Raw genomic sequence first — 13038 nt, 5'->3', positions numbered from 1 at the left:
TTTTCATTCTCGTCAGGCCGCGACGATCTCGAACGTATGCGTGATCTCGGCGGTCTTGCCGATCATGATCGACGCCGAGCAGTACTTGTCGTGCGACAGGTTGATCGCGCGTTCGACGGTGGTCGGATTCAGGTTCTTGCCGGTCACGGTGAAATGAAAGTGGATCTTCGTGAAGACCTTCGGATCTTCGCTCGCGCGCTCGGCCTTCAGCGTCACGCTGCAGCCGCTCACTTCCTGGCGGCTTTTCTTGAGGATCAGCACCACATCGTAGGCCGTGCAGCCGCCCGTGCCGAGCAGCACCATTTCCATGGGCCGCGGCGCAAGGTTGTGGCCGCCGCCTTCCGGGGCGCCGTCCATGTTGACGAGGTGGCCGCTGCCTGTTTCGGCTGCGAACGCCATGCCGTCGTGGCCCATCCAGCTAACTTTGCATTCCATGCGTGTGCCCCCGCGCAGTTTCTTGATTCAGACGGCATTGTAGCCCGCGACTTACTGGTATGTCCGGGGAGGACATGGCGACGCGCGCCCGACACATTACGGTTGAATGGTGCGGTGCGGCACCTGTCGTGCGCGGCCGATCTCGCTGCGAAATTAGGGATTTTGCTCTAGTCGAAACGCATGATTCACGTGAGCAAATTTCTATGTCAGTGATTATTAAGGACTTTATTGCGCATTCGATGACGTTTTGGCGTTTCGTATTGTGGTTTTCGATTTCGCAATGCAAATGTCCTTGCGTCGCACAAGATCGATCCGTATAATTTTTCACATTGGTTGTCGTGCTTCACGACACCTCAGCATGTCTCCTCCACCCTCCTCCAAAAGGTGGATTAAGCCCGAACAAACGCGTTCGGGCTTTTTTTCGTCCAGCGTCGTCGTTTCGGCCCGTCTAGCGCAAATTTTGACGCGTGGCCAATTTTCCCTTTATAATCCAAGGTTTCCCGCATCCATGCCCGCGGGAAGGCCGGGGTAACCCGGAACAGGGAGAGCCTGCGCCGGCGCCAACGAGCGTCACCTTACAAGCAGGACGAAACAGGGCACAGCATATTTTTTGGATCGATCATGAAGACTTTTTCCGCCAAGGCACATGAAGTGCAGCGCGAATGGTACGTGATTGACGCGACGGATAAGGTTCTCGGCCGTGTCGCCAGCGAAGTGGCACGCCGTCTTCGCGGCAAGCACAAGCCTGAGTTCACCCCGCACGTCGACACGGGTGATTTCATCATCATCATCAACGCCGGCAAGCTGAAGGTCACGGGCAACAAGACGACCGACAAGAAGTACTACCGTCACTCGGGCTACCCGGGCGGTATCTACGAAACGACGTTCGGCAAGATGCAGGAACGCTTCCCGGGCCGCGCGCTCGAGAAGGCCGTGAAGGGCATGCTGCCGAAAGGCCCGCTCGGCTACGCGATGATCAAGAAGCTGAAGGTCTACGCAGACGCAACGCATCCGCACTCGGCGCAACAGCCGAAGGCGCTCGAGATCTAAGGGGAGCCCACATGATCGGTAACTGGAATTACGGTACGGGCCGCCGCAAGAGCGCCGTCGCTCGTGTCTTCATCAAGTCGGGCAAGGGCGATATCGTCGTCAACGGCAAGCCCATCGCCGACTACTTCTCGCGCGAAACGTCGCTCATGATCGTGCGTCAGCCGCTGGAGCTCACGAGCCACGGCACGACGTTCGACATCAAGGTGAACGTGACGGGCGGCGGCGAAACGGGCCAGGCCGGCGCGGTTCGCCACGGCATCACGCGCGCGCTGATCGACTACGACGCGACGCTCAAGCCGGCACTGTCGAACGCTGGCTTCGTCACCCGCGACGCACGTGAAGTGGAACGTAAGAAGGTCGGTTTCCACAAGGCACGCCGCCGCAAGCAGTTCTCGAAGCGTTAATTTCACGTTGGCGCTTTGGCCCGTGCTCCTCGCGGAGTGCGGTGCCGTTGCAAAAGCCGTCCGCGCTTTCCTGCGCCGGGCGGCTTTTTCGTTTTGTCGGCGTATTCCGGGCATGCTGCGCACGCTGCGGCAGTCTGGAGAAACCCTTGATTTTGTGGGCTTAAGCACGATATCAGGAAGAGCCCTACAATAACGGCTAGAAGCTTTTTTGGAGAGTTCGAATGAGCGCTGTCACCGAAACTATCGCGACCGAAATGCCCGATCCCTTCGTTTTCACCGAAGCAGCGGCTGACAAGGTCAAGCAACTGATCGACGAGGAAGGCAACCCGGAACTGAAGCTGCGCGTATTCGTGCAGGGCGGCGGCTGTTCGGGCTTCCAGTATGGATTCACGTTTGACGAGACGATCAACGAAGACGACACCGTGATGAACCGCAACGGCGTCCAGCTCTTGATCGACTCGATGAGCTATCAATATCTCGTCGGCGCCGAGATCGACTACAAGGACGATCTGAACGGCGCGCAGTTCGTCATCAAGAACCCGAACGCGAGCACCACCTGTGGTTGCGGTTCGTCGTTCTCGGTCTGATCGGGCGAGTTGGCTGCAATGAAAAACGGGGCTTCGGCCCCGTTTTTCATGGGTGCGGCGAGCGGGCGCTCAACGCGGATACATCGCTCCCAGCACGCGCTCGCCCGCCGCGCCCGTCACGGCCGCGAGGTTGCCTGGCTCGCGAGCCAGGCAGCGCATCGCGAGCCACGCGAAGGCGAGCGGCTCCACCTGATGCGGCGGCACGCCAAGCACCTCGGTCGTCGCGACCGGCACGCCCGCCACGCCACCCGTTTCGAGCGCCTTCTGCAGCGCTGCCATCAACACAGGATTGCGCGCGCCGCCTCCGCACACGTAGGCGGCGCGGCAATCGCTCGCATGGCGCTCGATCTCGCGCACCACGCTTACCGCGGTCAGCCCGACGAGCGTGGCCTGCACATCCGCAGGCGAGAGCGCTTTGAAGCCCCTGAGCTTTTCGTCGAGCCACTGCCCGTTGAAGAGATCGCGGCCCGTGCTCTTGGGCGGCTGCTGCTCGAAAAACGGCTCGTCGAGCAGGACATTCAGAAGCGGCTGATGCAGATTGCCGCTCGCCGCGAACCTGCCGTTCTCGTCGTAGGGCTTGCCCAGATGCCGTTCGGCCCAGAGGTCGAGCAGCGCGTTGGCCGGGCCGCAGTCGAAGCCGCGCACGGCGCCCGTCGCCGAAAGCACCGTGATGTTGCTGATGCCGCCCAGGTTGCAGACCACGCGCGTTTCCTGGCGCGAGCCGAAGACGGTTGCGTGAAACGCGGGCACGAGCGGCGCGCCCTGGCCGCCCGAGGCGACGTCGCGGCTGCGGAAGTCGGCGATGACGTCGATATGCGTGAGCTCCGCGAGCAGCGCCGGATTCTGGATCTGCACCGTGTAGCCCTTTTCGGGCCGATGCCGCACGGTCTGGCCGTGCGCGCCGATCGCCCGCACGCCGTTGACGGAAAGGTTGCCCGCGCGCAGCAACTCGTGACAGCACACCGCGTAGCGCGCCGCCAGCGCATTGCCGGCGAGCGCTTCGCGTTCGATTTCGTTCTCGCCCGGCTGCTGCAGCGAAAACAGCGCCTCGCGCAGCCCCTGCGCGAACCCGACGAACGCCTCGGCCAGCACCACCGGCCGCTGGCCCGTCTCGAAGCGCACGGCGACGCCGTCCACGCCGTCCATGCTGGTGCCCGACATCAGGCCCAAATACACGCCGTCGGCGGCGTGTGCGCTCTCGTTTCGTGCGTCGCGTGGCGCCACGTTGTGCTCCTCTCTCGAATTCGGATTCCGTGCCCTGCCGGAGATTATCGGGGCAATGCCCTTCAAGCGTAAGCCGAAAGGCGGACGGTTGCGCGCCTTGCCGGGACCCGTGGCGCGGCGGTTCGCGAAGCGGGGCGATGCGAGCGCCGCGCGCGAGACCGGCAAACGTCGGCCAGGCGAGTCGAATCACGTAAAATTGCGTTCTAGCCTCCGACTTAACGACAGAATCGATCGAGCATGAGCACCGAGTCCACTCCCAACAGCGGCGCAAAAGACGCCTTTCCGGTCACCGACGAAGTCCGTCACGCGCTTGCCGTCACGAAGCGCGGCGTCGACGAATTGCTGATCGAAGCAGAATTCGAGCAGAAGCTCGCCCGCAGCGCGGCCACCGGCACGCCGCTGCGCATCAAGCTCGGCCTCGATCCGACCGCGCCCGACATCCACATCGGCCACACGGTCGTGCTCAACAAGATGCGCCAGTTGCAGGATCTCGGCCACACCGTGATCTTCCTGATCGGCGACTTCACTTCGCTGATCGGCGACCCGTCGGGCCGCAACGCCACGCGCCCGCCGCTCACGCGCGAGCAGATCGAATCGAACGCGAAAACGTATTTCGAGCAGGCCGCGCTCGTGCTCGACCGCGAAAAGACCGAGATCCGCTACAACAGCGAATGGTCGATGCCGCTCGGCGCCGACGGCATGATCAAGCTCGCGTCGCGCTACACGGTCGCGCGCATCCTGGAGCGCGAGGACTTCACGAAGCGTTTCCAGAGCGGCGTGCCGATCTCGATCCACGAATTCCTCTACCCGCTCATGCAGGGCTACGACTCGGTCGCGCTGAACGCCGATCTCGAACTCGGCGGCACGGACCAGAAGTTCAACCTGCTGGTGGGCCGCGAGCTGCAGAAGCAGTACGGGCAGGAGCAGCAGTGCATTCTGACGATGCCGCTGCTCGAAGGCCTGGACGGCGTCGAGAAGATGTCGAAGTCGAAGAACAACTACGTCGGCATCAGCGAAAAGCCGAACGACATGTTCGGCAAGCTCATGTCCATTTCCGACGTGCTGATGTGGCGTTACTTCACGCTGCTCTCGTTCCGTCCGATGGCGGAAATCGAGGGCTTCAGGCGCGAAATCGAGGCGGGCCGCAATCCGCGCGATTTCAAGGTGCTGCTCGCGCAGGAGATCGTCGCGCGCTTTCACTCGCAGGCCGACGCCGAACGCGCGCTCGAAGACTTCAACCATCGCGCGAAGGGCGGCGTGCCCGACGACATCGCGTCGGTGACGCTCGCGGGCGCGCCGCTCGCCATCGGCCAGTTGCTCAAGCAGGCGGGCCTCGTGCCGTCCACGAGCGAGGCGCTGCGCAACATCGAGCAGGGCGGCGTGAAGATCGACGGCGCCACCGTGTCCAACAAGGGCCTGAAGGTCGAGGCGGGCGAATTCGTCGTGCAGGTCGGCAAGCGCCGCTTCGCGCGCGTCACGCTCACCGCATGATCGCGCTGATCCAGCGCGTGCGCCGCGCCGACGTGCGCGTGGCGGACGGCGACGGCGAGCGCGTGACCGGCGCGATCGGCCAGGGGTTGCTCGCGCTCGTCTGCGCGGAGCGCGGCGACACCGAAGCCCAGGCCGACAAGCTGCTCGCGAAGCTGCTCGGCTATCGCGTGTTCAGCGACGCGGCGGGCAAGATGAATCTGAGCGTGCAGAACATCGACGGCAACGGCAAGGCCGGCGGCCTGCTGCTCGTCTCGCAGTTCACGCTGGCGGCGGACACCAACAGCGGCCTGCGCCCCAGTTTCACGCCGGCCGCGCCGCCCGACGAAGGGCGGCGTCTGTTCGACTACTTCGTCGCCGCCGCGCGCGCGAAGCATCCCGTGGTCGAGACGGGCGAGTTCGGCGCGGACATGCAGGTGTCGCTCGTCAACGACGGGCCCGTGACGTTCTGGCTCCAGGTGCGCAACTGAATCATGAACACGCAGATCCTCTTCATCCGCCACGGCGAAACGGCCTGGAACCGCATCAAGCGCATTCAGGGGCATATCGACATTCCGCTCGCCGAAAGCGGCATGGCCCAGGCGCAGCAGCTCGGCGCCCGGCTCGCGCAGGAAGCGCAGGCCGGTGCGCGGCTCGACGCGATCTGGTCGAGCGACCTGGTGCGCGCGCAACAGACCGCACAACCCGTCGCCGCGGCGCTCGGCTTGCCGGTGCAACTGGCCGAAGGCCTGCGCGAGCGCAACTACGGCGCGTTCCAGGGCCACGACAGCGACGAGATTTCCGGGCGCTTTCCCGACGAGTACGCGCACTGGCAAACGCGCGACCCCGGTTTCACGCCGCCCGAGGGCGAGTCGCAGCGCGAGTTCTATCATCGGGTGCTGCATGCGCTGGAGCCGATTCTGGCGATGCATCCGGGCGGCCGCATTGCGTGCGTCGCGCACGGCGGCGTGCTCGACTGCGTGTACCGTTTCGCGAATGGCCTCGCGCTCGACGAGCCGCGCGCCTGGCCGCTTCTTAACACGAGCGTGAACGTCGTCGATTTCGAACGCGACGACTATGTGACGCAGGCGCGCGTCGTCGCATGGGGCGACGTGGCGCATCTGGGCGGCGTCAGCGCCGACGACGGTTTCAGGCGTACGCCCCAGCCGCGGTCATAAGCCCCCTCGGCAAGACGCACGGCGCTCTGCCGTGCGTCTTGCCCCTCCGCTGTGCCTTTCTCCGGTATCCGGTCCGCGCGCTCGCTGCGGCCCATCCCTTTTCTTTCCTGCGGCTTGCAGCCTCTTTCCAGAGCCCAACCACGAAATTAAGCGGCCTGCTAACATGGGGCGGCCATGGGCGCGTCGGCCGCCGGGCCATTTGTCCGGCCCGCGTTGACGAGGGACGCGCGCATCGCAAGCATGAGGCGGCGAGCCCAGGGTTGCATACGAACAGGTAGTTCCCAGAAAAGATCGCAGGAGAAAGTTCAATGACGTTCAAGCTTCACAAGCTGCTGCCGGTGAGCGCAGCAGTCGTGGCGTTCGCGGCGCTGTCGGGCAACGCGGCGGCCGATCAGGTCGTCAAGATCGGCCATGTCGGCCCGCTTACGGGCGGCTCGGCTCACCTGGGCAAGGACAACGAAAACGGCGCACGTCTCGCCGTCGAGGAAATCAACGCGAAGGGCCTCACGATCGGCGGCCAGAAGGTCACGCTCGCGCTCGACGCGCAGGATGACGCCGCCGACCCGCGCCAGGCGACCCAGGTCGCGCAGAAGCTCGTCGACGACAAGGTCGTGGCGGTCATCGGCCACCTGAATTCGGGGGCATCGATCCCGGCTTCGAAGATCTACAGCGACGCGGGCATCGTGCAGATCTCGCCGTCGTCGACCAATCCGTCGTACACGCTACAGGGCTTCAAGACCACCTACCGCGTGGTCGCGACCGACGCCCAGCAAGGCCCCGCGCTCGCCGACTACGCGGCGAAGAGCCTGAACGTGAAGACCGTGGCCGTGGTCGACGATTCGACTGCGTATGGTCAGGGTCTTGCGAACGAGTTCGAGAAGACGGCGAAGTCGCTCGGCATCAAGGTGCTCTCGCACGATGCGACGAACGACAAGGCCGTCGATTTCCGCGCCATTCTCACGAAGATCAAGGGCGAAAACCCCGACGCGATCATGTACGGCGGCATGGACGCCACCGGCGGCCCGTTCGCGAAGCAGGCGAGGCAGCTCGGCCTGCGCGCGAAGGTGCTCGCGGGCGACGGCGTCTGTACGGAAAGCCTCGCGCAGCTCGCGGGCGCGGCGACGGACAACGTCGTCTGCTCGCAGGCCGGCATGGCGGTCGAGCGCATGAACGGCGGCGCGGCGTTCGCCGCGAAGTACGAGAAGCGCTTCGGTCATCCGATCGAATTCGACGCGCCGTTCACGTATGACGCGGTGTACATCGTCGTCGACGCGATGAAACGCGCGAATTCCACCGACCACGCGAAGATCCTCGCGCAGATCCCGAGCACGGACTACAAGGGCGTGATCGGCGAGACGGCCTTCGATTCGAAGGGCGACCTCAAGCATGGTGTGATCTCGCTGTACAACTACAAGTCGGGCAAGAAGACGCTTCTCGACGTCGTGAAGATGTAAGCACCGAAGCGCGTCAACGCGCCGAAACGAAACGGCCAACCTGCGCGATGTCAGTTCAGGTTGGCCTTTTTTATGGCGTCGCGCTTATTGCGAGGGCTTTGCCGCCGCGCGCCTGCGCGCGCGTTTGGACACGCCGTTGACGAGCGCCCAGCGCAGCACCGGCGCAACCGTGCGCATGCCCGGCCGCACCATCGCGCGGCGCGCGAAGGCGAATGTGTCGAATCCGAGCATCTGCTGGGCGAACGGCGGCAAGAGGTCGATGCCCGCGTGGCGGATCAGCGCGCCGGCCGGCCGCATCGCCGGGCGTGGCGCGGGTGCGGCCATGAGCACGCGCACGACCTCGAACGTGCGGTCGCTGGCCACGAGCTCGGGTTGCATCGACCGTAGCCAGGCGGCGACTTCGGCGCGCGACCGGGGTACGTTCGTCGCGCCGAGCAGTTCGGCAATGCGGGCGACTTCGGCGTAGTACTGGTCCTGCGCATCGCCCGGCAACGCGGGGTTCACGTAGCGCAAATACGCGGCGAGAAAACTCGAGACTTCGGCTACGTGCACCCACGTGAGCAAGACGGGATCGCTTGCACGATAGGGGCGGCCGTCCGGCGCGGTACCGGTCACGGCGAGATGGATCGTCCTGACGCGCTCGATGAGCGCGAGCGCATCGGCGCGGCTGCCGTAGGTCGTGCCCGCAATGAAGGTCGCTGTGCGGCGCAGCCGCCCGAGTATGTCGGTGCGGAACGTGGAGTGGTCCCAGACACCCGCGAGCGCGAGCGGATGCAGCGCCTGCAGCAGGAGCGCGCTGATGCCGCCCGCCATCATCGCGGCGAAATCGGCGTGGACTTTCCAGCAAACGGCGTCGGGACCGAAGAGGCCCGGGTCGCCCGGCGGCGACGAGTAATCGAGCTTAGGGCCGCTGCCCGTGGTGAGATGCGTGACGCTTTCCGCGAGCGCCATGCGCAGACGCAGCGCGATCTGACCAGCGAGGCCCGTCGGTTCGGGAGCGTCGTGAGGCCGGCCGGCGTGATCGGACATCGTGCTCTCGCTCGCGCTGCGTTCGGGTTTGCCGCGCCTTACGACGCGTCCGGGTTCCACTCGCCGGCTGGCGCTGCGTCGTCGGGCATCGTCAGGCCGAAGTGACGGTAGCTCAACTGCGTGGCGACGCGGCCGCGCGGCGTGCGTTGCAGATAGCCCTGCTGGATCAGATACGGTTCGAGCACGTCCTCGATCGTGTCGCGCTCCTCGCCGATCGCGGCGGCGAGATTGTCGACGCCCACCGGGCCGCCGTCGAACTTGTGCAGAATGGCTTCAAGCAGCTTGCGGTCCATCAGGTCGAAGCCCACGGGATCGACGTCGAGCATGCGCAGCGCGGCGTCGGCCACGCCGGCCGTGATCGCGCCGTCGGCCTTCACCTCGGCATAGTCGCGCACGCGGCGCAGCAGGCGGTTCGCGATACGCGGCGTGCCGCGCGAACGGCGCGCGATTTCGAGCGCGCCGTCAGGATGGATCTGCGCGCCGAGCAGCGAAGCCGAGCGCTGCACGATGCGCGAAAGCTCGCTCGCGTTATAGAACTCGAGGCGCGAGACGATGCCGAAGCGGTCGCGCAGCGGGTTGGTCAGCATGCCCGCGCGCGTGGTCGCGCCGACGAGCGTGAACGGCTGGAGGTCGAGCTTCACGCTGCGCGCGGCCGGCCCTTCGCCGATCATGATGTCGATCTGATAGTCCTCGAGCGCCGGATACAGGATTTCCTCGACGACCGGCGAGAGCCGGTGGATCTCGTCGATGAAGAGCACGTCGTTGGCTTCGAGATTGGTGAGCAGCGCCGCGAGATCGCCTGCGCGCTCGAGCACGGGCCCCGACGTCTGCCGCAGATTGACCCCCATTTCGCGCGCGATGATGTGCGCGAGCGTGGTCTTGCCGAGGCCCGGCGGTCCGAATAGCAGCACGTGGTCGAGCGGTTCGGAGCGGCGCTTCGCGGCCTCGATGAAAATTTCGAGCTGGCCGCGCACTTTTTCCTGGCCGACATATTCGTCGAGCTGGCGCGGGCGCAGCGCGCGCTCGAAGGCTTCCTCGTGAGTCGAGGCTGGCGTGGAGGCGATCACGCGGCCGGCGCCCGCGTGGTTGGCGGCGAGTTTGTCGGTTTCGATCATCCAGCGATTGTACCGCGCGCGTTATGCGCCGGCGGGGCTGCCTCCGGTGCCGCGTTGGTAGCGCAACTAACCGCCGAGTTCACGCCGACTTCGCGCTCCCGCACGATGGCGATCAGCCCTTCGAAAGCGTCTTGAGCGCGAGCTTGATGCCCTCGGATACGCCGGTGCCGGCGGGCACGCTCTTGATCGCGGCGAGCGCTTCCTTCTCCGAATAGCCGAGTGCGAGCAGCGCGTTGAGGATGTCGTTCGCGTGGTCCGACGGCGAAGCGGCGGCCGCCATCGCGCCGAGGTCCGCGCCGAGCTTGCCCTTGAGTTCGAGCAGAAGACGCTCGGCCGTTTTCTTGCCGATGCCGGGCACGCGCGTGAGGCGCGCCGAATCCTGCAGCGTGACCGCCTGCGAGAGATCGTGCACGCTCATGCCCGAGAGCACGGCGAGCGCCATGCGCGCGCCGATGCCGCTGATCTTGAGCAGTTCGCGAAATGTCGCGCGTTCCTGTTGTGTGCCGAAGCCATAGAGCAGATGTGCGTCTTCGCGCACGATCATCTGCGTGAGCAGCACGACTTTTTCGCCTGCGCCGGGCAGGTTGTAGAACGTGCTCATCGGCACGTCGACTTCATAGCCGACGCCGTTGCAGTCGATGAGCAGGTGCGGCGGGTTCTTTTCCAGCAATACGCCGGCAATGCGACCGATCATGGCGGTTTCTGTAACGAGGGAAAGCGCAGAGTGTAGCCGACGGGAGGGTAGCGCGCCGCATGCGGCCGGAAGGTTGGCCGTTCGGCCAGGCACATCAGCCGATCAAGCGGCCGCGCCGCACGCGCATGCCCTTCTTCGCGAGCGCGGGCGCGAGGCCGCCCAGCGTGGCCAGCGCATCGCCGCCGTGGGCATGGCAAATGGCCATGCCGAGAGCGTCGGCGGCGTCGGTGCCGGGCGTGCCCGTGAGGGCGAGCAGGCGCACGACCATCTGCTGCATCTGTTCCTTGGTCGCGCGGCCGTAACCCACCACGGCTTGTTTGAGCTGCAGCGCGGTGTACTCGGCTACCGGTACGCCGCCCGAGACGAGCCCGCAAATGGCCGCGCCGCGCGCCTGGCCGAGCAAGAGCGTCGACTGCGGATTGACGTTGACGAAGACTTTTTCGATTGCGGCCTGGTCGGGCGCGTGCTGGCGGATGAGCGTGGAGACGCCCTCGAAAATCGTGCCGAGACGCGCGGGGAGATCGGCATCGGCGGTGCGGATGACGCCGCTTGCGACATACGTGAGCTGATGACCGTGACGCTCGATCACGCCGAAGCCGGTGACGCGCAAGCCGGGGTCGATGCCGAGAATTCTCATGAAATGCGGGAAAAACCGATGTGCCAGGGAGTGTGCCTGCGATGGTACAACGAACGGCATGGGCACCGCGAGCCTTGCCGGCGACCGGAAACGCCGCGCGCGGCACAAAGAAAAAGCCCGCGGGACAGGCGTCCGGCGGGCTGTGCACAAGCGGCGCGTCACGTGCAGGTCGCGCGCCGCGCGCGAGGATCAGTGACGGAAGTGGCGGACGCCCGTCATCACCATGGCGATGTTGTGCTCGTCGGCGGCGGCGATCACTTCGTTGTCGCGCATCGAGCCGCCCGGCTGGATCACGCAGGTCGCGCCCGCGTCGACCACCACGTCGAGGCCGTCGCGGAACGGGAAGAACGCGTCCGAGGCGACCGCCGTGCCCGCGAGCTTGAGGCCCGCGTTTTCGGCCTTGATGCTGGCGATGCGCGCCGAATCCACGCGGCTCATCTGGCCCGCGCCCACGCCCATCGTCATGCCGTTCGCGCAGAACACGATGGCGTTCGACTTCACGAACTTGGCGACGCGCCACGCGAACAGCAGATCGTCCATTTCCTTCGGCGTCGGGTGGCGCTTCGTCACCACGCGCAGCTCGTGCGGCTGCACGTTCTTCGCGTCGAGCGACTGCACGAGCAGCCCGCCGCCCACGCGCTTGAGGTCGAACGCGTTATGGCCGTCGCCGAGCGCGATTTCGAGCAGACGCACGTTCTGCTTCGCGGCGAACACGGCTTTCGCGGCTTCCGAGAACGACGGCGCGATCAGCACTTCGACGAACTGCTTGCTCACGGCCTGGGCCGCCGCTTCGTCCACCTCGCGGTTGAACGCGATGATGCCGCCGAACGCCGAAGTCGGGTCGGTCTGGAACGCCTTCGAGTACGCTTCGTGCGCGTTCGCGCCGATCGCCACGCCGCACGGATTCGCGTGCTTGATGATTACGCAGGCGGGCGCGTCGAACGTCTTCACGCATTCCCACGCGGCGTCCGAGTCGGCGATGTTGTTGTACGAGAGTTCCTTGCCCTGCAGCTGCCGGTAGTTCGCGAGCGCGCCGGCCGGCGTCGAAAGGTCGCGGTAGAACGCGGCGCTCTGGTGCGGGTTCTCGCCGTAGCGCAGGTCCTGGACCTTGTCGAACGCGAGGTTCAGCACGGCCGGGTAAGTGTTGCGCGACTTGTGATCGAGCGCTTCGGTCAGGCTCGTGAGGTAGTTCGTGATCGCGCCGTCGTACTGCGCCGTGTGCGCGAACACCTTGGTCGCGAGGCGGAAGTTCGTGGCGTAGCTCACGCTGTTGCCGTTCGCGCGCATTTCCTCGAGCACCTTGGCGTAATCGGCCGGATCGACCACCACGGTCACGTCGCGATGGTTCTTCGCCGCCGAGCGCAGCATGGTCGGGCCGCCGATGTCGATGTTCTCGATCGCGTCTTCGAGCGTGCACTCTTCCTTCGCGACGGTCTGGACGAACGGATAAAGGTTCACGACGAGCAGGTCGATCGTCGGGATGTCGTGCTTTTCGAGCGCGGCCATGTGCTCGGGCAGGTCGCGGCGCGCGAGGATGCCGCCGTGCACCTTCGGGTGCAGCGTTTTCACGCGCCCATCGAGCATTTCCGGGAAGCCGGTGTAGTCGGCCACTTCGGTGACGGGAAGGCCCGCGTCCGCGAGCAGTTTCGCGGTGCCGCCGGTCGAGAGGATCTTGACGCCGAGGTCCGACAGCGATTTCGCGAAGTCGACGATGCCGGCCTTATCGGAAACGGAGATGAGCGCTTGCCTGATCATGATGGATAA

The 13038-nt window shown here is 65.4% G+C and carries 14 protein-coding genes; 7 read left to right on the top strand and 7 right to left on the bottom strand.

Annotated features, from left to right (window positions below; genetic code table 11):
• Positions 1 to 12 precede the first annotated feature (12 nt).
• Positions 13 to 435 carry an OsmC family protein gene (locus tag BLU17_RS00930; protein WP_091993199.1) on the bottom strand — a complete coding sequence of 141 codons (423 nt, stop codon included), beginning with the start codon at positions 433 to 435 and terminating at the stop codon, positions 13 to 15.
• 621 nt (positions 436 to 1056) lie between these two features.
• Between BLU17_RS00930 and rplM the strand changes: the two genes are divergently transcribed.
• From rplM to erpA, 3 genes are all read left to right on the top strand, one after another.
• The gene (gene rplM, locus BLU17_RS00925) at positions 1057 to 1485 is read left to right on the top strand and encodes a 50S ribosomal protein L13 (protein WP_027795838.1); all 429 of its coding nucleotides are present in this window, start codon (positions 1057 to 1059) and stop codon (positions 1483 to 1485) included.
• Between the two features lie 11 nt (positions 1486 to 1496).
• On the top strand, positions 1497 to 1889 hold the full coding sequence (gene rpsI / locus BLU17_RS00920; RefSeq protein WP_091993197.1) for a 30S ribosomal protein S9: 393 nt from the start codon (positions 1497 to 1499) through the stop codon (positions 1887 to 1889).
• A 221-nt stretch (positions 1890 to 2110) separates the two neighbouring features.
• A complete protein-coding gene (erpA, locus tag BLU17_RS00915; RefSeq protein ID WP_091993195.1) occupies positions 2111 to 2476 on the top strand; it encodes an iron-sulfur cluster insertion protein ErpA in 366 nt (121 codons plus the stop codon).
• A 69-nt stretch (positions 2477 to 2545) separates the two neighbouring features.
• Here erpA and BLU17_RS00910 read toward each other — a convergent pair whose 3' ends face one another.
• Complete coding sequence (locus tag BLU17_RS00910) at positions 2546 to 3700, bottom strand: anhydro-N-acetylmuramic acid kinase (protein WP_281247777.1); 1155 nt, start codon at positions 3698 to 3700, stop codon at positions 2546 to 2548.
• Positions 3701 to 3937: 237 nt separating this feature from the next.
• Between BLU17_RS00910 and tyrS the strand changes: the two genes are divergently transcribed.
• The 4 genes from tyrS (at position 3938) to BLU17_RS00890 (ending at position 7799) form a co-directional block, all read left to right on the top strand.
• Positions 3938 to 5191 carry a tyrosine--tRNA ligase gene (gene tyrS / locus BLU17_RS00905; RefSeq protein ID WP_091993193.1) on the top strand — a complete coding sequence of 418 codons (1254 nt, stop codon included), beginning with the start codon at positions 3938 to 3940 and terminating at the stop codon, positions 5189 to 5191.
• Positions 5188 to 5658, top strand: a complete 471-nt coding sequence (gene dtd, locus BLU17_RS00900; RefSeq protein ID WP_091993191.1) for a D-aminoacyl-tRNA deacylase — start codon at positions 5188 to 5190, stop codon at positions 5656 to 5658. The genes tyrS and dtd overlap by 4 nt, the downstream gene beginning before the upstream one ends.
• 3 nt (positions 5659 to 5661) lie before the next feature.
• Positions 5662 to 6345, top strand: a complete 684-nt coding sequence (locus BLU17_RS00895; RefSeq protein ID WP_091993189.1) for a histidine phosphatase family protein — start codon at positions 5662 to 5664, stop codon at positions 6343 to 6345.
• 308 nt (positions 6346 to 6653) lie between these two features.
• Positions 6654 to 7799 (top strand): branched-chain amino acid ABC transporter substrate-binding protein, encoded by a 1146-nt coding sequence (locus BLU17_RS00890; protein ID WP_091993187.1) that lies wholly within the window; start codon positions 6654 to 6656, stop codon positions 7797 to 7799.
• Between the two features lie 84 nt (positions 7800 to 7883).
• Here the strand turns inward: BLU17_RS00890 and BLU17_RS00885 are convergent, their stop codons facing one another.
• From BLU17_RS00885 to purH, 5 genes are all read right to left on the bottom strand, one after another.
• On the bottom strand, positions 7884 to 8828 hold the full coding sequence (locus BLU17_RS00885; RefSeq protein ID WP_091993185.1) for an oxygenase MpaB family protein: 945 nt from the start codon (positions 8826 to 8828) through the stop codon (positions 7884 to 7886).
• 38 nt (positions 8829 to 8866) lie between these two features.
• Positions 8867 to 9943, bottom strand: a complete 1077-nt coding sequence (ruvB, locus tag BLU17_RS00880) for a Holliday junction branch migration DNA helicase RuvB (protein WP_091993183.1) — start codon at positions 9941 to 9943, stop codon at positions 8867 to 8869.
• 112 nt (positions 9944 to 10055) lie between these two features.
• Complete coding sequence (ruvA, locus tag BLU17_RS00875) at positions 10056 to 10637, bottom strand: Holliday junction branch migration protein RuvA (protein ID WP_091993181.1); 582 nt, start codon at positions 10635 to 10637, stop codon at positions 10056 to 10058.
• Between the two features lie 94 nt (positions 10638 to 10731).
• The gene (gene ruvC / locus BLU17_RS00870) at positions 10732 to 11274 is read right to left on the bottom strand and encodes a crossover junction endodeoxyribonuclease RuvC (protein WP_091993178.1); all 543 of its coding nucleotides are present in this window, start codon (positions 11272 to 11274) and stop codon (positions 10732 to 10734) included.
• Between the two features lie 189 nt (positions 11275 to 11463).
• The gene (gene purH, locus BLU17_RS00865; RefSeq protein WP_091993176.1) at positions 11464 to 13029 is read right to left on the bottom strand and encodes a bifunctional phosphoribosylaminoimidazolecarboxamide formyltransferase/IMP cyclohydrolase; all 1566 of its coding nucleotides are present in this window, start codon (positions 13027 to 13029) and stop codon (positions 11464 to 11466) included.
• Between the last annotated feature and the right edge of the window lie 9 nt (positions 13030 to 13038).

This window comes from Paraburkholderia lycopersici, from assembly GCF_900096975.1.
GTDB classification, from domain to species: domain Bacteria; phylum Pseudomonadota; class Gammaproteobacteria; order Burkholderiales; family Burkholderiaceae; genus Paraburkholderia; species Paraburkholderia lycopersici.
The sequence above is the reverse complement of the archived record's forward strand: the minus strand, read 5'-3'. Positions and strand labels throughout refer to the sequence as shown.

Coding starts and splice junctions, on each gene's coding strand:
- purH (WP_091993176.1), bottom strand. CDS start 13,029: ATGATCAGGCAAGCGCTCATCTCCGTTTCCGATAAGGCCGGCATCGTC.
- dtd (WP_091993191.1), top strand. CDS start 5,188: ATGATCGCGCTGATCCAGCGCGTGCGCCGCGCCGACGTGCGCGTGGCG.
- ruvB (WP_091993183.1), bottom strand. CDS start 9,943: ATGATCGAAACCGACAAACTCGCCGCCAACCACGCGGGCGCCGGCCGC.
- tyrS (WP_091993193.1), top strand. CDS start 3,938: ATGAGCACCGAGTCCACTCCCAACAGCGGCGCAAAAGACGCCTTTCCG.
- ruvC (WP_091993178.1), bottom strand. CDS start 11,274: ATGAGAATTCTCGGCATCGACCCCGGCTTGCGCGTCACCGGCTTCGGC.
- rplM (WP_027795838.1), top strand. CDS start 1,057: ATGAAGACTTTTTCCGCCAAGGCACATGAAGTGCAGCGCGAATGGTAC.
- erpA (WP_091993195.1), top strand. CDS start 2,111: ATGAGCGCTGTCACCGAAACTATCGCGACCGAAATGCCCGATCCCTTC.
- BLU17_RS00930 (WP_091993199.1), bottom strand. CDS start 435: ATGGAATGCAAAGTTAGCTGGATGGGCCACGACGGCATGGCGTTCGCA.
- rpsI (WP_091993197.1), top strand. CDS start 1,497: ATGATCGGTAACTGGAATTACGGTACGGGCCGCCGCAAGAGCGCCGTC.
- BLU17_RS00885 (WP_091993185.1), bottom strand. CDS start 8,828: ATGTCCGATCACGCCGGCCGGCCTCACGACGCTCCCGAACCGACGGGC.
- BLU17_RS00895 (WP_091993189.1), top strand. CDS start 5,662: ATGAACACGCAGATCCTCTTCATCCGCCACGGCGAAACGGCCTGGAAC.
- BLU17_RS00890 (WP_091993187.1), top strand. CDS start 6,654: ATGACGTTCAAGCTTCACAAGCTGCTGCCGGTGAGCGCAGCAGTCGTG.
- ruvA (WP_091993181.1), bottom strand. CDS start 10,637: ATGATCGGTCGCATTGCCGGCGTATTGCTGGAAAAGAACCCGCCGCAC.